Genomic DNA, 17,017 nt, shown 5'->3' with positions numbered 1-17,017 from the left:
GCTTTATTGTTATTTTTACGGTAAGAAATATATTTTCAATCAATGAACTATTTAGCATCTGTAGGAAGCTATGCAATTATGATCCGAGAGGTTTTTAAAAAACCAACGAAATGGAGAATAATGAAGTCACTTATATTCAAGGAAATAGATGAGTTAATTTTTAGCTCATTGGGTATTATTATATTCATTTCCTTTTTTATCGGTGCAGTTGTAGCAATTCAAACAGCACTTAATCTTACCAATCCATTAATACCGCGAAATCTAATTGGTTTTGCTACGCGCCAATCTGTAATATTAGAATTCGCCCCAACTTTCGTATCTATTATAATGGCGGGCAAAGTAGGATCTTATATTACATCTAGTATTGGTACTATGCGCGTAACCGAACAAATAGATGCTTTAGAGGTAATGGGGGTAAACTCATTAAATTACTTAGTTTTTCCTAAAATCATTGCAATGCTTTTTTACCCTTTTGCAATTGCAATTTCAATGTATGTTGGAATATTCGGTGGGTGGATGGCCGGAGTATTCGGTGGATTTTTAACTAGTGAGGATTTTATTACAGGATTACAAACAGATTTTGTTCCTTTTCATATTGCATATGCATTTGTAAAAACATTGATTTTTGCATTTGTAATTGCCACAATACCTTCTTTTCATGGATTTTATATGCGTGGCGGAGCTTTAGAAGTTGGTAAGGCTAGCACGACAGCGTTCGTTTGGACGAGTGTTGTGATTATCATACTCAACTATATATTAACCCAACTTTTATTAGGATAATGATAGACGTACGAGACATACATAAATCTTTTGGCGATGCTCATATCCTTAAAGGTATTTCCACCACATTTGAGAAAGGCAAAACCAATTTAATTATAGGACAAAGTGGCTCGGGTAAAACCGTTTTTCTAAAATGTTTATTAGGCCTTTTTGAACCTGAAGAAGGTGGTATTGCTTATGACGGAAAATTATATGCTGATCTTTCCGATGAAGAGAAACGCGACTTAAGACAAGAGATGGGCATGGTTTTTCAAGGTAGTGCCTTGTTTGATAGTATGACGGTCGAAGGTAATGTAATGTTCCCTTTAGAAATGTTTACCAAACAGTCAAAATCTGAAATGAAAGAACGTGTCGATGCGGTTCTAAAAAGAGTAAACTTAATTGATGCGCATCATAAATTTCCTTCTGAAATTTCTGGTGGTATGCAAAAGCGTGTAGCTATTGCCCGTGCAATAGTTATGAATCCGAAATATCTTTTTTGTGACGAACCGAATTCTGGTTTAGATCCTAAAACCGCTATTCTGATTGATGATCTTATTAAAGAAATTACCGAAGAGTATAATATTACTACCGTAATAAACACTCATGACATGAACTCGGTAATGCAAATTGGGGAAAAAATTATTTTTCTTAAAGACGGACTCCTAGAATGGGAAGGTACTAAAAACGAAATCTTTAAAACCGATAATGAAGCGGTAACCAATTTTGTCTACTCATCTGACCTTTTCAAGAAAGTACGCCAAATGTATATACAAGAACAAAATTAATCTTATTCTTTAGGTACTTCTTTAATCTGAATATCCTTATTACTCAATCTTAGACGCAACCAATCTTGTAGCTTAATCATATCTTTAACAGTTTCCGCCCTTTTTGCTTCCTTCTTCCAGGTCACCTCAAATAATGGAATACTATCGGTTTTAGCAAAATCTGTTGAAATCAAATAAGCATAACCTATTCTATCTAAATTTTCATAATTCGTTTTTGCCTCAAGACTAATTTCTTGAAAAGGTATCTGATTTGAAGAAATTTGATTTAAACGCATCAATTCACTTTCCAGAAGTTGAATTTTCTCATCTTTACTAGTTAAAATACTTTTCTGCGACTCATATAGCTCGTTTACATACTTAAGTTCATTTGCCTCGTCACTTTTAGAACCCTGCACAACGTCAAGCTCGGTTCCTTTGAGCTGTTTATACTCCGCCATTTGGGCTCGCCAAGTAGCAATCACATTATCAGGTATGCCGTCATTACCCATGAAAACCAATTCTATTTTAGACTTACCGTCATCATCATAATATACCTCACTAAAATCTTTCAAAAACTTCCCTTCACCCGCAAATTGGTAAGGCACTATTTTCTCTGTAATAAAAGTTTCGGCATCTCTATTGAATAACGATTTTTTAAAAACACTGTAAAAAGTAAATCCCGCAGGTATCATTACAAGAATAGCTAATAAAGATGCCAGTCTACCTATCAATTTTCTTCGCTGCGAATTCACATAGCGAACCATAGGAAATTTTAATAACTTAATAACCAAAAAGGTAGCGAGGGCAATGAATATAGTATTGATAATAAACAAGTACATCGCACCTGAGGCATAACTCCAATTACCTATTGCTAAGCCAAAACCTACCGTACACAAAGGTGGCATTAACGCAGTTGCAATTGCAACACCAAAAATAACACTGGCTATCGTCCCTTTTTTGGCACGAGCAATAACTAAAGCCAAACCACCAAAGAAAGCGATCAATACATCTCTAATATCTGGTTCAGTTCTAGCCAAAAGTTCTGATGATTCATCTCTAAGCGGAAAAAATCGATAGAACAAGTACGCAGTTATCACACTTAAAACTACCATGACGGCAAAGTTCTTCAACGATCTTTTTAAGGTATCAATATCATTTATTGCCACAGACATACCTATACCTAAAATAGGTCCCATAAGCGGCGATATTAACATGGCACCAATAACTACCGCTGTTGAATTGGCATTTAGACCAATAGACGCAATGAAAATGGAACAAATCAAAATCCAAGAAGTATGCCCTTTAAAAGGAATATCAGCAATTATAGCCTCTTTAGTTGCCTGCTGATCTGTATTGGTTCTAATATCCAATAGTTCAGACAAAAACTTTTTGACGCTACCTAAAAGACCTTGAAAATCTTTTTTTACTTCTTCACTACCACCACCCTCATTACTCGTAGGGGTAATATTATCTTGATTAAGATTATTCTCCATATTTAAGCGAATTCATCACCAAAGGTATCCTTTACCTTATTTAAAACTTGTTTAATATCTTGTTCTTTGGTCTTTGGATATATCAAAAGTACTTCATCTTTATCAACAATAATATAATCATTAAGACCGTCAACTACTACAATTTTACCAGCTTTAGACCTAATCATATTACCATTGGCATCTTCAGTCAATACCTTAGCATTTACTATGGCATTTTTATTTTCATCCTTATCTAGCTTGTCGTACAAAGACCCCCAAGTACCTAAATCATTCCAATCAAAAGTAGCTTCTTTTACATAAATTGCTTTAGAATTTTCTAAAATAGCGTAATCGATAGATATATTTTCAGCTTTAGGATAGTTTTCAGAAATAAATTTCTTTTCATCATCTGTATTATAACAAACTAGGCCATCTCTAAACAAAGCATATTGTTTTGGCTGAAAACTTTGAAATGCATTCACAATTGTTTTTGCGCTCCACATAAATATACCTGCATTCCACAAAAAATTACCTTGTGCAAGAAAGTCTTTAGCAGTTTCATAGTCTGGCTTCTCTCTAAACTGATTTACTTTTTTAATAGGTGCTTTATCTGCCTTATTATATTCTATATAACCAAAACCTGTATTAGGGAAAGAAGGTTTTATACCTAACGTACATAAAACATCTTCGCTTTCACACTTTTTAAAACATGCCGTAACATCTTTTGCAAAAGCATCTTCATCTTCTATCCAATGATCGCTTGGTGCAACAATCATAACCGCATTTTCATTCATCTTCTGAATTTTCATTGCAGCATATAAAATACATGGTGCTGTATTTCTCATTGCAGGTTCAAGAACTACCTGTTCTTGTTTCACCATTGGCAATTGCTCTAATACCAAATCATTATATCGTTCATTCGTAAGAATCAAAATATTCTCTGTAGGCACGAATTTGTTTAATCTTTGAAACGTTTTTTGAATAAGGGTATCACCTGTACCCAACATATCATGAAATTGCTTCGGATTTTCTCTTGTACTTATTGGCCAGAATCTAGATCCTACTCCACCGGCCATTAAAACGGCATAATAATTTTTGTTCATGTCAGCTTTTTATTAATTCTACTTCAGCATTTGGTTGAAATAAAAACATCCTTCCTGTTGATATTTCTGTGCATTCATAACGTTTGGTTCGTTTATTTCCTTTTTTAAATAGTTTTCCATTATAGATGCGAAAAACACACCCTATTGGTAATTCGTAAACGTAAGTTTTTTCTGATTGTTGTTCATCGAACTGTTTTAAGGCAATAGATAGCTGTGCATCAGTACTACTACTCGCCTTAGGATTTCTAAAATGTCTTGCCAATAACGGCAGAAGTTGAGAAGGAAAAATTTCTGGTCGTATAAATGGCAGCATTAAGTATTGAAACGTTTTTTTCCATTCTAAACCATGAGGTTTAATATTTCGTCCATATTTCTCAAATGCTATTAAATGAGCAATTTCATGAATTAAAGTAATTAAGAATCTATATTTATTTAAAGACGCATTAACCGTAATCTGATGATTACCATCTTTTCGCATTCTATAATCACCATGCCTAGTAACACGCTCATTCACAATTTTTAAATGCACCTGACTATCTTTAATTAGTGCATAGCATGGACTAACCGCTAATTCAGGAAGATATTTGGCTAATGTTTCTTGCATTCTTATGGTGTACTACTACTTACCTGTAAAATTTTACCATTATACATTTTTTGCCCCTTCAGAGCAAAGTCCATTATATATTCTGCCATCTCTTTGGCACTCACAGGTGCTTCATAACCCGGAAATGCCTCTTCTAACATTTCTGTTTGCACCGCACCTAAAGCAAGTGCATTAAATGCCGGACCTGTCTCCTTAAATTCCTCCGCCAATAATTCTGTAAGTGTAAGAACAGCACCTTTACTAGAACTATAAGCCGAAAGACCTGGGAATTTAGCACTACCCTGAATACCGCCCATTGAGCTAATTGTAAGTACATGACCATCTTTATCCATAAATGGAATAATAAGTCTAGTCATAGCAGCAACTCCAAAAACATTCACCTCATATACCGCCTTAAACTCTTCTTCAGTCAATTCTAAAAAAGGTTTATTAATTAACTTGCCCGCATTATTTATAAGCGCTATAACCTGACCCTTTTTATCTCTTAAATATTTAGACAAACTATCTCTATCTTCTACCGACGAAACATCAAAAGAAAATGTTTCAATATTTTTATGATTAAGATTTTTAATCGGTTGCTCATTTCTAGATAGCGCCAATACCTTATAACCGGCATCTGCCAATAATTTACTTAGCTCAAACCCTATTCCCCTACTAGTACCTGTTACAATTACGTATTCCATTAATTATACTTTACTTCTTTTACCGGTGTATTAATAATACCCTCTAACATCGGCACTGATTCATTTACAATTGTTGCCATAAAATTATAATCCATCAATGATGCTTCATCTCCTACTTTATGGTATTCCCCAAAATTGGTAAAATCAAAAGAACTGTACGTTTGCGAAGGCACATTAAATTCATCATGAAAAGGAGCATTATCTGATCGTCTAAATAAATTAAATTCTTTTGCCTTCGGCAGAAATCCTACTAAATTTTTATGTGCATAACCATTACTAACTTCTGCTAAATTAGAGAGTTCATACCCTGTTAGATAAAGACTATGGTCCTTATTGACCATTGGCACCCCAACCATTTCAAAATTCAACATAGCATACAAATCAATATTTTCTGCCTTTAATTTTTTGGCTAAATGCTTAGACCCCACTAATCCTTTTTCCTCTGCAGTGAACAAGGCAAATATTACACTTCGTTTGTTCCCTTTCATCTTACCAAAGTGTTTAGCAATCTCTAAAACAGTTGTGGTACCTGATGCATTGTCATTCGCTCCGTTGGCTATTGAATCATCTGTGTTTCCACTAATCAACCCAATATGATCATAATGCGCTCCAATTAAAACAAATTCATTTTTTAATTTTTCATCAGTACCCGGTAAAAAACCGACTACATTATATGCAACTCCGTCACTATAGTTTTGTAAAGTATCTCTATACGAAGTAAAATATGGTTGAATGTTGTTCTCTTCGAACATCTTTTGAATAAAATCTGCAGCTTTAGAAATTCCTTCACCACCAGTATCTCTACCTTGCAATTCGTCTGATGTCAAAAAAACCATGGTTGCTTCAATATCCTTGGATGTTGTTTTTGTAAAAATTGTTGATTCTACTCCTTCTAAATTATCATTTGTCGTAGTAGCTTTAGTTTCTAACAAAACAGAACCTTTAAGCCCTTTGGGATTCGTTGGATTCAATACCGTTGACTGATCAACTTTTGTACTACCGCAACTTAACATCAAAAAGCTAAAAAGCACTATGCATATATGTTTCATAAATTCATCACATTTAAAATATAAAGATAAAAAAAAGCATCCCGATGAAAGGATGCTTTAGCAATTCTATTTTAAAATCTATTTATTATGCTAACATAGTAACAGGATTCTCTACAAAATATCTTAATGTTTGAAGGAACTGAGCCCCTACAGCACCATCAACTGTTCTGTGATCACAAGCAAGTGTTAACTTCATTGTATTACCTACAACTATTTCTCCGTTTTTAACAACTGGCTTTTCAACAATAGCACCAACTGAAAGTATAGCAGAATTTGGCTGATTGATTATACTAGTAAACTCTAGTATACCGAACATTCCTAAATTAGATACCGTAAACGTACTGCCTTCCATCTCTGATGGGGCAATTTTCTTATTACGTGCCTTACCTGCTAAATCTTTAACAGCACTACCTATTTGTGTTAAACCTAATAAATCTGCATGTTTTACAACTGGCACCACTAAACCTTCATCTACAGCAACAGCAACACCCATATGAATATGCTTATGATATTTTGTAGCTTCTGCACTCCATGAAGTATTTACTTGGGGATGCTTTCTAAGTGCCATTGCACAAGCCTTTAAAACCATATCATTAAATGACACTTTAGTATCTGGCAAACTATTGATTTGAGCACGAGACGCTTTAGCATTATCCATATCAACTTCAATAGTCAAATAGAAATGTGGTGCGTTGAATTTAGAATTACCTAATGCTTTGGCAATTGCCTTACGCATATTAGAATTCTTAACTTCTTCAGTACCTTCTTCACCAGATGGCAATGCCATAGAAACCGGAGGAGATGCAATTGCGTTTTCTACATTTACACTTGAAGCAGCAACTGGCGTAGCAGTTGTACTTGGCGTATAATTCTCTATATCCTTTTTAATAATTCTACCATTATCACCAGAACCAGAAACATTAGCTAAATCTACACCCTTATCTGCAGCTATTTTCTTAGCTAGAGGAGATGCAAAAATTCTTGCTCCATCAGCAACTGGCTTAGAAACCTCTTTCTTATCAGATGAATCTGAAGACTTTGGCGCTTCTTTTTTCTCCTCTGTTGCCCCACTTTTTTTACTACTACCAGATCCGCTACTTAAAACAGCATCTACATCGGTGCCTTCTGGACCAATAACTGCTAAGACAGCATCTACAGGAGAAGATTCACCTTCTTGTATACCTATATATAATAACTTACCATTATAGAAAGACTCAAATTCCATAGTAGCTTTATCGGTTTCGATCTCTGCCAATATATCACCTTCCTCAACATCATCACCAACCTTCTTTAGCCATGTTGCCACAGTACCTTCTTCCATGGTATCACTTAAACGAGGCATTTTTACAATTTCAACTCCCTCCGGAATTTCACCACCACCTTGCGCTTCTTCATCTTTTGAAGCATCATCAGTAGTTTCCTCTTCAGAAGACTCTTCTGTTGAAGCTGTCGCACTGCCACCACTTATTAATGCAGAAACATCTTCACCATCATCACCGATAATAGCTAATAAACTATCTACGGGCGCAGTATCACCTTCCTGAATACCAATATGCAATAGAGTTCCCTCATTAAATGATTCGAATTCCATCGTTGCCTTATCTGTTTCGATTTCGGCTAATATATCTCCTTCTTCAATTTTATCTCCAACGCTTTTCAACCATTTAGCTACGGTACCCTCTTCCATGGTATCGCTTAAACGGGGCATATTTACTACTATAGCCATCTAATTAAAATTTATGTTCAACAAATGGAAAATCCTCTTGTTCGTAAACCATATCATACAATTGGTTTATAGGTGGATAATCTGATTCTTCTGCGAACTTTTCACATTCCTTAACCATAACCTTGACATTCTTGTCAATATCTTTGATTTCAGCGTCAGTTGCGTAATTATTTTCTTTGATAATATCCAACACCTGAGTAATTGGATCTATCTTTTTGTATTCTTCGACTTCATCTTTAGTTCTGTAATGCTGAGCATCTGACATTGAATGACCTCTATATCTGTAGGTCTTCATTTCAAGAAAAGTTGGTCCGCCACCACTACGTGCTCTTTCTATCGCCTTACTCATTTCTTGAGCAACAGTTACAGGATTCATACCATCAACTGGTCCACATGGCATTTCGTAACCTAAACCTAACTTCCATATTTCTGTAGAAAAAGATGTTCTTGCCACAGAAGTTCCCATAGCATAGCCATTATTTTCACAAATAAAGACAACAGGTAACTGCCATAACATAGCCAAGTTGAAGGTTTCATGCAAAGAACCTTGTCTTACGGCACCATCACCCATATAACATAAAGTAACGTTATCTCTACCTGCATACTTATCGCCAAAAGCCATACCTGCTCCTAATGGAATTTGACCTCCAACGATACCATGACCGCCATGAAAACGATGTTCTTTAGAAAAGATATGCATAGAACCACCCATACCTTTAGAAGTACCTGTTACTTTACCATAAAGCTCAGCCATAACCATTTTAGGATCTACACCCATACCAATTGGCTGAACGTGATTTCTGTAAGCGGTTATCATACGGTCTTTGGTTAGATCCATTGCATGAAGTGCACCAGCCAAAACAGCTTCTTGCCCATTATACAAGTGTAAAAACCCTCTTACCTTTTGCTGAATGTATACAGCAGCTAATTTATCCTCAAATTTTCTCCAAAATAGCATGTCCGCATACCACTTTAAATACGTTTCCTTGGTGATTTTTTTCATCAATTTTAACTAAAAGGTTTAAAATTCTTTATTGATAACAGAGGCAGAATGACCTAGGTATCTCAGAAGAGCAAAAATACACATATAAATGAATCGATAAAAATAATAGAAGCAAATCCATTCAGAAATTATATGCTTAACAAATAAAGTCTATAACGTGTTTATTTACAATACTTTTTACAAATTTTCTTAATTCAAAAAGCTACTATTAAAGCCAAGTGGTAATAAATCTGCCAAAGAATTACATTCTATAACACTACCTGTTTCACCCATTAATAGAATTCTTATTGGTTCTTTCTGTCTAAATTCATATTCAGAAATCGCCTGTCTACAATTACCGCAGGGAGCCGCTGGCTCATTTACTTCATGATTTAAAGATGCCGCCGTTATGGCAATTGCTTTTATTTTCACACCTGGATATTTTGCACCAGCATAAAAAACAGCCACCCGTTCTGCACATAACCCAGATGGATATGACGCATTTTCTTGATTATTACCTTCTATTATCTCGCCATTTTCCAATAAAACAGAAGCTCCAACATTAAAACTTGAATAAGGAGCGTAAGCCCTTTGCCTGGCTTTTACAGCTACCGACAATAGCTTTTGATCATCATTTTTAAGTTCGATGAACGAATCGTAAATCGTTACTTCAAAGCTTATCTTTTTTTGGTTGATCATTTTTAAATTTTAAATTTCAATCTACAAATATATACTTGACGCCAATAATAAAGAAGAATAAAAATTAACGCATAAAAAAAACCTGCAAAAAGCAGGTTTCCTATTTAAATCCCAATAAGGATTAATCATTATAAAACTCTTCACCTAAATTGAAGGTAAGAGAAAAACGAAGTGTGTTTTCTAATGGATTTCTGACTTGCGAGGTTGAGAATAAATAAGACAAATCAACTTGCGCCGCTTTAAATTTAAAACCTGCACCAAGCGTAAAAAACTTTCTAGACCCTTTTTCTTCACTTTCATTGAAATAACCCGTTCTAATCATAAAGGCATCTTGGTATGTATACTCTGCACCTAATGCCCATGTAAACTCTTTTAACTCTTCACTAAAACCATCTGGTGCATCAGAGAACGAATTAAATATACCGCTAAAACCACTTTCATTTTGGTAAATATCGTTATCTGCAGCATCAACATCACCATCGCCATCATAATCTTGAGGTGTTGGCACTAGTAATTTGGTAAATTCAGTCGTAATACCTATAACATTGTCTTGATCCAAAATAAAATCAAAGCCACCACCAAAACTCAATTTACTTGGTAAAAAGTTTTCTTGTCCACCTTCATCGTATTGAATTTTACCTCCAATATTAGAAAGATTGAAACCAGCTCTCCATCTACCATCAAAATTATTATAAGCTATTTCTCTAGACCTATAATAACCAGCAACGTCTACTGCAAATGAACCTGCAGCTTGAGAATCTTCAGTTCCGTTCTGTGGTAATTTTAAATTAGACCTTATATATCTTCCTCCTACTGCCATTGAGAAGGTTGGACTTAGCTTTAAAGAATACGAACCATCTAACGCCAATTCGTTTGGTTTCGCAATTGTACCTGGATCATTTGCAAATTGCCTTAGCTCTATCTCACCTAATGTAAAATATCTTAAACTAACCGCAAAAGCACTTTGGTCATCTAGTTTATTATAAAAACTAGCGTTCAATAACGAAATATCAGTAATAATACTTTCTAAATAAGGAGTATAACTAACCCCTATACCCATTTTACGTTCTGCAAAAGCGAACTTAGCAGGATTCCATTGTTGAGAAAAAGCATCTGTTGAAGTTGCAACACCCATATCACCCATACCAGCAGATCTTGCATCTGCGGCTATAGTCAAAAATGGTACTGCCGTAGTAATCACGCGTTGGTTGTCTTGAGCCAAAACCTTACCGACAATCAATACAAAGAAAATTATTGAAATTTTTCTCATCTTAGAATAGTTCTTTAAATTTTTAAAGGTGAAATATAGTGAATACCCTATTTCACACTCTAATATTTTACATGTAAACGCACATTTTCCCGTTATCTTGCATGAATATTAAGTTTTTTAGCAGATTTTATTTTTTGAATACATCACTAGTCATATTACATCATAGTTAAGTACAATTTTTATCTACCATATATTCTTTAAAAAAGAAATATTCAAAACCATACTAATTAGTTGTTTTAAGCGTTTACCTATTAAAGCGAGCCTAATTTTATTGACAGTTCGTCATGAGATTTTTAAAATTATTTTCAATTGTAAAATAATCTCATAAAAACACCGTTCTATTGAGCGAAAGTGACAAACAAATTAAAAGCAATTACAGAATCATATATCTATAGGAACCAAACTACTATAGTATGTGAAAATTGAACTCAAGTCCTAATTATGAAAAAACATTTAATAAAAGTTGTACTCTCATGCACGGTATTAGTAGGAGGTTTTACAGTAAGTAGCTGTTCTAAATCCTCATCTGGAAAAAATACGTCTAGAGCTACAGGTTGGAAGATAAATGCCAAGGAAGGCGGTTTTCAGTATAATACCGATTTCAAAGAGCAAGAAACCGCTCCTGGATTAGTATTTGTTGAAGGTGGTACATTTACGAAAGGTAAAGTACAAGATGATGTGATGCATGATTGGAATAACACTCCAACAGCACAACATGTACAATCTTTTTACATGGATGAAACTGAGGTAACCAATGTAATGTACCTAGAATACCTTGATTACCTAAAAAGTGTTTATCCGCCAGAAAATCCTAAATACACTAACATTTATGTAGGTGCATTACCAGATACTTTGGTATGGAGAAATAGATTAGGCTTCAATGAAACAATGACAAATAATTATCTGAGACACCCAGCATACGCAGAATACCCTGTGGTAGGTGTAAACTGGATTCAGGCTACACAATTTGCAGAATGGAGAACTGATCGTGTGAACGAAGTAATGTTAGAAAGAGAAGGTTACTTATCTGAAGATGCAAAATACCAAGCGGCAACGGGAGAAGTTCAAGGTACTTTTAGTACTGAAGCTTACCTAAACAGACCAGAATCTGTTTATAACGGACAAATTGATTCGCTACAAGGAAAAATGAAAAAAGATAGTACATCTACTTTCGCAAAGAGAAGTAGCGGTATTATTATGCCAGAATATAGATTACCTACTGAAACTGAATGGGAATATGCTGCTCAGGCTCAAGTTGGACAAAGAGAATACAATAATTACAGAGGTAGAAAAAAATACCCTTGGGAAGGTGATTATACTCGTAACGGACAACGTGTAGGTAGAGGTGATCAATTAGCCAACTTTAAGCAAGGTAAAGGTGATTATGGTGGAATCGCAGGTTGGTCTGATGATGGTGCCGATATTACTGCTCAAGTAATGTCTTACAAGCCGAATGATTTAGGTCTTTACGATATGGCCGGTAACGTTGCCGAGTGGACAGCTGATGTTTACAGACCAATAGTTGATGATGAAGTAAGTGATTTCAACTATTATAGAGGTAACATATACATGAAAAGCGCTATAGGTGAAGATGGAAAAGTTAACATCTTAAGAGATTCAATTGTTTATGACACCTTACCAAACGGAAAAGTTGTTGCTGTAAATTTACCAGGTGAAATTAAAATGGTACCTGTTGATGAAGAAGAAACATATTTAAGAACAAATTTCTCTTCTAGTGATAACAGGGGTTATAGAGATGGTGATTCTGGTTCTTCAAGATTTTACGATAGATTTAATGACGGCGAAGAAGAAGACCCAAACAAGAAAATGTATAATTCTCCTAAGCATTCTGTTGAAAGAGATTCATTAGGAAATCTTGTTAAAGGTTATGATGTTTCAAACAACAGAACTACATTAATCAATGATGAAGTAAGAGTATATAAAGGTGGTTCTTGGAGAGATAGAGCATATTGGTTAGATCCAGCTCAAAGAAGATACTTACCACAATATATGTCTACAGATTATATTGGCTTTAGATGTGCAATGTCTAGAGTTGGTTCTAAATCAAAAACAAAAAACAAAACAGTTAGAGGAAAAAAAGCTAAATAATTTTTCTCTTTACGAACTAAAAAAAGCTCCTTTCTTAAGGGGCTTTTTTTTTATCTTCGATTTTATGAATATTCAAGATCTACATTCTGCTTTCTTAGCAAACCCTTCCATCAGTACCGATACTAGAAAAATCAAAGAAAACGATATTTTCTTTGCATTAAAAGGAGATAACTTTAATGGTAACACCTATGCTCAAAAAGCTTTGGAAAAAGGAGCTAGTATGGTAGTTATTGATGAAGAAGAATTTTATGTTGATGACAGAACAATACTCGTAAATGATGTTTTAAAATCATTACAGCTATTAGCAAATTTTCATAGAAAACAATGTAAAGCACAAGTTATAAGCCTTACTGGCAGCAACGGCAAAACAACAACCAAGGAATTAATTAATGCCGTACTCAGTAAAGCCTATAAAACCATTGCCACCAAAGGTAATCTCAACAATCATATAGGTGTGCCCCTAACCTTATTAACCATTCAACCTGACACTGAAATTGCAATCGTTGAAATGGGTGCGAACCACTTAAAGGAAATTGAGTTTTTATGTAAAATTGCAGAGCCAGATTTTGGTTATATCACCAATTTTGGAAAAGCACACCTAGAAGGCTTTGGAGGAGTTGAAGGAGTTATAAAAGGAAAAAGTGAATTATATGATTACCTAACCTCGAACAACAAATCGATTTTCCTAAATGCCGATGATCCTATTCAAAAAAATAAGCTAAATACATATACCAAAAGATTTGGCTTTAGTTCTGAAGATCCCAAATACTATACTATTCAATTGTTAGATGCCCAACCATTTGTAAACCTACTTGTAGAAGACATCAATATAGAAACCAATTTAATTGGAGCCTATAATTTTTCGAATTGCTGCGCGGCAATTATCATGGCGAAATACTTTAATGTTGAGATGCATGAGATAAAAGAGGCACTTGAAGAATACACTCCAGACAACAATAGATCTCAAATAATAAATACAAACGGACACTATATTATACTCGATGCTTATAACGCCAACCCATCTAGTATGAAGGTTGCATTAGAAAATTTTAATTCGTTAGAAAAAGACAGAAAAATTTTGATTCTAGGCGACATGTTCGAATTAGGAGAGTCTGCAAAAGAAGAACATCAAAGTATTTCAGATTTAGCAAAGAGCTTAAATTTTGAACAAGTAATATTGGTTGGAGAGAATTTTTACCTAACTAATAACCATTTTATTAAGCTGAGGAGCTTTCATGATTTAAAAGCTTATTTAAAAGAAAATAGCTTACCATCAAAATCATCTATACTTATAAAGGGATCAAGAGGTATGGCTCTAGAACGTGTACTAGATTTAATTTAAAAATTTATTTGTGGGATATACTGGATTCGAACCGGTGACCTCTGCCCTGTCAAGGCAGCGCTCTAAACCAACTGAGCTAATATCCCTTTAAAACTTTAAACAAGGCGACAAAGATACTACTTATCCTATTTCAATTAAGAGGGATACTAGAAAATTGTTTTAATCTAGAAATAATCCAATAAGGCTACGACCCCATTATAAGAAATTACACAAGAAAAGAAAAGTGCCGCAAAGAGTCCTAAATTAAGCCAAATTCCTGCCTTGTACTTGGTCATTAAATTCTTGTTATTTATTAGAAGAATAATACCTAATATGACCAAAGGCAAAACGAATACATTAAATACTTGAGATAGTATTTGCATTTGAATAGGATTGGCTCCGTATACAGGAACAATCAGCGCGAATAAAGAAGCTATTGCCGTAATTATTCTAAATTGTTTTGAGTTAGTATCCAACTCCCCAGATTGAAAATCTGCTAACAGAATAGGCGCTATCAATAAACAAGGAAAAATTGATGATAAGCCCGCACTTAACGTACCAAAAAAGAAAAGTGTAAGGGCAAATTTACCTGCAACAGGCTCTAATGTATTCACCATATCCAAGACTTTGGTTACCGGTTGCCCTTGATGAAAAAGAGCTCCACATGCTACCGCCATTACAGATGCACTAATAAAAAACACCAATGTAGCTGCAATAATTGCATCTTTCTTTTGCTGTGAACGATTCTTTATTGTCCAACCTTTTCCCTTTACAAAAAGTGGACGCGATAGAAAAGTTGCTGCAGCCATTGTAGTACCTACAAAAGCAGCAACCATCATCTGACCGCCTTCAACTTTCGGTATTGTCGGTATCAAACCTTTTACAACTTCCACAGGCAACGGATACACTATAAATAAGGAAATTATAAAGGAAAGCCCCATTATGGTTACAAAAATGACTAATATTTTTTCAAAAAAAGCATATTTACCTACCATTAACAATCCATAGAACACAACAATAACAGTTATTGCTATTACTAAAACGGACTCATATTTGAAAGCCTCCAAATTTGGGAAGTAAATTAGAAATATCTCATAAATGATATTGGCTGAAATCCCTAAAATACCCATTAATGAATTCCACTGGCCAAAAGAAATACCAAGAATAATAAGAATAGCTATAAGCTTTCCCCATTTCAAATGTTTCTTAAAAGCATAAAGTGCAGTTTCGCCCGTTACTAAAGCGAAATTACCATATGCATACATTAACAAACCTGAAAAAACACAACTTAAAAGTAGCACCCATAAAAGCTGCATACCATATGTGCTACCTGCCACAATCATTGACGTTACACTACCAGTACCTATAGTATAGCCAATAGCAAAAATACCAGGACCAAATGCCAGTACTAAAGCCAATATTTTTTTCCAAATTGATAATTTAGTAGAATTCTCCATTTTATTGATTCTTCGGGTTTATTATTAAAATCATATAAAATGATTGGAAAGCAAAGTATTAGTACTTAATAGTTATGAAACATGATTTTTTTAATTGAATTAAAAAGCAATCTCTAAACTGAACTTAAATTAAATATTATAACAAAATTGGTATAGATTCTTAAAGTGTACTTTCATTTTTTCTTTTGCCAATTGCGGATTCTGCTCCTTAATAGCATCAAAAATATCTTGATGTTCTTCTATACCCTTAAACGCCATATTCTTATCGCATACATGGTACTTCTCAAAATTTGTTAGAATTTCTGGGGTAATAATCAACATAAAGGTATTCATTGTACTATTTCCGCATGCTTTAGCTATTGCCAAATGAAAGAGTAAATCTTCTTGTACAGCATCTTCTCCCTTTTCAACTTTAGCTCTATAAGCATCTAAGGCACTTTTCAATTGTTTTAAATCTTCATCAGATCTTCTTCTTGCAGCGAGCCTTACGGTTTTGAGCTCTAAAAGAATTCTAGTTTCTACCAAAGATTTAAAATCAGGTTCTTCTAGGCGAAGAATATCATTTACCATTCCGTTCATGGCAATCTGACCTATATCTGCTACAAAAGTTCCACTTTGAGGCTTTGAAACTAAAATTCCGTAAAATTCTAATTTTTGAATTGCTTCTCGAACATTGCTTCGACTAACTCCGAATTTATCTGACAGCATTCTTTCTGATGGTAATTTATCACCAGGTTCAAGATTTTTATTATTCATTAAATCTCTAAGCTGAACTATAATCTCATTTTGTATTTCCTGATTTTCTGTCCTTGTGAGGATTTCTAATTTCATATATATCTTGCTTTAAAGGAAAATCGTTTAAAAAATCGTTCGCATAAAACTATAATTCTAATCTACTAAAGTAAGAAGTTTTATTTTCAACAATATTTACGCTCTGCACTACAGCAACTGTTTATAAAATTTACCAGCCTTTAAAAAGGCCGGCAAATTCTTTTCAACAAATTTAACTCAAACAA

15 protein-coding genes and 1 tRNA gene are annotated in these 17,017 nt (G+C 34.3%); 4 read left to right on the top strand and 12 right to left on the bottom strand.

The window, feature by feature from the left end; genetic code table 11:
• Window positions 1-42 precede the first annotated feature (42 nt).
• Both DFQ03_RS18150 and DFQ03_RS18145 read left to right on the top strand, forming a co-directional pair.
• Window positions 43-780 carry an MlaE family ABC transporter permease gene (locus DFQ03_RS18150; protein WP_133674652.1) on the top strand — a complete coding sequence of 246 codons (738 nt, stop codon included), beginning with the start codon at window positions 43-45 and terminating at the stop codon, window positions 778-780.
• The gene (locus DFQ03_RS18145) at window positions 780-1,547 is read left to right on the top strand and encodes an ABC transporter ATP-binding protein (protein WP_133674651.1); all 768 of its coding nucleotides are present in this window, start codon (window positions 780-782) and stop codon (window positions 1,545-1,547) included. Before DFQ03_RS18150 ends, DFQ03_RS18145 begins: the two co-directional genes overlap by 1 nt.
• Window positions 1,548-1,549: 2 nt before the next feature.
• On the opposite strand, the gene DFQ03_RS18140 is transcribed toward DFQ03_RS18145, so the two are convergent.
• The 9 genes from DFQ03_RS18140 to porV form a co-directional block, all read right to left on the bottom strand.
• A complete protein-coding gene (locus DFQ03_RS18140) occupies window positions 1,550-3,019 on the bottom strand; it encodes a DUF389 domain-containing protein (protein WP_133674650.1) in 1,470 nt (489 codons plus the stop codon).
• Between the two features lie 2 nt (window positions 3,020-3,021).
• A complete protein-coding gene (locus DFQ03_RS18135; protein WP_133674649.1) occupies window positions 3,022-4,101 on the bottom strand; it encodes a mannose-1-phosphate guanylyltransferase in 1,080 nt (359 codons plus the stop codon).
• A 1-nt stretch (window position 4,102) separates the two neighbouring features.
• Complete coding sequence (locus DFQ03_RS18130; RefSeq protein WP_133674648.1) at window positions 4,103-4,705, bottom strand: SprT-like domain-containing protein; 603 nt, start codon at window positions 4,703-4,705, stop codon at window positions 4,103-4,105.
• A 2-nt stretch (window positions 4,706-4,707) separates the two neighbouring features.
• A complete protein-coding gene (locus DFQ03_RS18125; protein WP_133674647.1) occupies window positions 4,708-5,388 on the bottom strand; it encodes an SDR family NAD(P)-dependent oxidoreductase in 681 nt (226 codons plus the stop codon).
• Window positions 5,388-6,437, bottom strand: coding sequence for a M28 family metallopeptidase (locus tag DFQ03_RS18120; protein WP_133674646.1), 1,050 nt, complete (start codon window positions 6,435-6,437; stop codon window positions 5,388-5,390). The genes DFQ03_RS18125 and DFQ03_RS18120 overlap by 1 nt, the downstream gene beginning before the upstream one ends.
• Window positions 6,438-6,522: 85 nt before the next feature.
• On the bottom strand, window positions 6,523-8,163 hold the full coding sequence (locus DFQ03_RS18115; RefSeq protein ID WP_133674645.1) for a pyruvate dehydrogenase complex dihydrolipoamide acetyltransferase: 1,641 nt from the start codon (window positions 8,161-8,163) through the stop codon (window positions 6,523-6,525).
• 4 nt (window positions 8,164-8,167) lie between these two features.
• Complete coding sequence (gene pdhA / locus DFQ03_RS18110) at window positions 8,168-9,166, bottom strand: pyruvate dehydrogenase (acetyl-transferring) E1 component subunit alpha (protein ID WP_133674644.1); 999 nt, start codon at window positions 9,164-9,166, stop codon at window positions 8,168-8,170.
• A 189-nt stretch (window positions 9,167-9,355) separates the two neighbouring features.
• Complete coding sequence (gene cdd, locus DFQ03_RS18105; RefSeq protein WP_133674755.1) at window positions 9,356-9,841, bottom strand: cytidine deaminase; 486 nt, start codon at window positions 9,839-9,841, stop codon at window positions 9,356-9,358.
• A 124-nt stretch (window positions 9,842-9,965) separates the two neighbouring features.
• Window positions 9,966-11,114 carry a type IX secretion system outer membrane channel protein PorV gene (gene porV / locus DFQ03_RS18100; protein WP_133674643.1) on the bottom strand — a complete coding sequence of 383 codons (1,149 nt, stop codon included), beginning with the start codon at window positions 11,112-11,114 and terminating at the stop codon, window positions 9,966-9,968.
• Window positions 11,115-11,555: 441 nt separating this feature from the next.
• Here porV and gldJ point away from each other — a divergent pair, with 441 nt between their 5' ends.
• Both gldJ and DFQ03_RS18090 read left to right on the top strand, forming a co-directional pair.
• Window positions 11,556-13,223 (top strand): gliding motility lipoprotein GldJ, encoded by a 1,668-nt coding sequence (gene gldJ / locus DFQ03_RS18095; RefSeq protein WP_133674642.1) that lies wholly within the window; start codon window positions 11,556-11,558, stop codon window positions 13,221-13,223.
• Between the two features lie 64 nt (window positions 13,224-13,287).
• Window positions 13,288-14,565, top strand: a complete 1,278-nt coding sequence (locus DFQ03_RS18090) for a UDP-N-acetylmuramoyl-tripeptide--D-alanyl-D-alanine ligase (protein ID WP_133674641.1) — start codon at window positions 13,288-13,290, stop codon at window positions 14,563-14,565.
• Between the two features lie 11 nt (window positions 14,566-14,576).
• On the opposite strand, the gene DFQ03_RS18085 is transcribed toward DFQ03_RS18090, so the two are convergent.
• The 3 genes from DFQ03_RS18085 to DFQ03_RS18075 form a co-directional block, all read right to left on the bottom strand.
• Window positions 14,577-14,651 (bottom strand) — tRNA-Val (locus DFQ03_RS18085).
• Window positions 14,652-14,729: 78 nt separating this feature from the next.
• Window positions 14,730-16,001 carry an Nramp family divalent metal transporter gene (locus DFQ03_RS18080; RefSeq protein WP_133674640.1) on the bottom strand — a complete coding sequence of 424 codons (1,272 nt, stop codon included), beginning with the start codon at window positions 15,999-16,001 and terminating at the stop codon, window positions 14,730-14,732.
• Window positions 16,002-16,130: 129 nt separating this feature from the next.
• Window positions 16,131-16,832 (bottom strand): FadR/GntR family transcriptional regulator, encoded by a 702-nt coding sequence (locus DFQ03_RS18075; RefSeq protein WP_133674639.1) that lies wholly within the window; start codon window positions 16,830-16,832, stop codon window positions 16,131-16,133.
• Window positions 16,833-17,017: the final 185 nt, after the last annotated feature.

Origin of the sequence: Maribacter caenipelagi, assembly GCF_004364175.1 — a bacterium.
GTDB classification, from domain to species: Bacteria; Bacteroidota; Bacteroidia; order Flavobacteriales; family Flavobacteriaceae; genus Maribacter; species Maribacter caenipelagi.
This window is presented reverse-complemented; position numbering and strand designations above follow the sequence as displayed.

What these genes read in the sequence shown, in the direction of transcription:
- DFQ03_RS18140 (WP_133674650.1), bottom strand. Translation starts at nt 3,019, where the DNA reads ATGGAGAATAATCTTAATCAAGATAATATTACCCCTACGAGTAATGAG.
- DFQ03_RS18115 (WP_133674645.1), bottom strand. Translation starts at nt 8,163, where the DNA reads ATGGCTATAGTAGTAAATATGCCCCGTTTAAGCGATACCATGGAAGAG.
- DFQ03_RS18090 (WP_133674641.1), top strand. Translation starts at nt 13,288, where the DNA reads ATGAATATTCAAGATCTACATTCTGCTTTCTTAGCAAACCCTTCCATC.
- DFQ03_RS18130 (WP_133674648.1), bottom strand. Translation starts at nt 4,705, where the DNA reads ATGCAAGAAACATTAGCCAAATATCTTCCTGAATTAGCGGTTAGTCCA.
- porV (WP_133674643.1), bottom strand. Translation starts at nt 11,114, where the DNA reads ATGAGAAAAATTTCAATAATTTTCTTTGTATTGATTGTCGGTAAGGTT.
- DFQ03_RS18075 (WP_133674639.1), bottom strand. Translation starts at nt 16,832, where the DNA reads ATGAAATTAGAAATCCTCACAAGGACAGAAAATCAGGAAATACAAAAT.
- DFQ03_RS18080 (WP_133674640.1), bottom strand. Translation starts at nt 16,001, where the DNA reads ATGGAGAATTCTACTAAATTATCAATTTGGAAAAAAATATTGGCTTTA.
- DFQ03_RS18150 (WP_133674652.1), top strand. Translation starts at nt 43, where the DNA reads ATGAACTATTTAGCATCTGTAGGAAGCTATGCAATTATGATCCGAGAG.
- DFQ03_RS18135 (WP_133674649.1), bottom strand. Translation starts at nt 4,101, where the DNA reads ATGAACAAAAATTATTATGCCGTTTTAATGGCCGGTGGAGTAGGATCT.
- DFQ03_RS18120 (WP_133674646.1), bottom strand. Translation starts at nt 6,437, where the DNA reads ATGAAACATATATGCATAGTGCTTTTTAGCTTTTTGATGTTAAGTTGC.
- DFQ03_RS18145 (WP_133674651.1), top strand. Translation starts at nt 780, where the DNA reads ATGATAGACGTACGAGACATACATAAATCTTTTGGCGATGCTCATATC.
- DFQ03_RS18125 (WP_133674647.1), bottom strand. Translation starts at nt 5,388, where the DNA reads ATGGAATACGTAATTGTAACAGGTACTAGTAGGGGAATAGGGTTTGAG.
- pdhA (WP_133674644.1), bottom strand. Translation starts at nt 9,166, where the DNA reads ATGAAAAAAATCACCAAGGAAACGTATTTAAAGTGGTATGCGGACATG.
- gldJ (WP_133674642.1), top strand. Translation starts at nt 11,556, where the DNA reads ATGAAAAAACATTTAATAAAAGTTGTACTCTCATGCACGGTATTAGTA.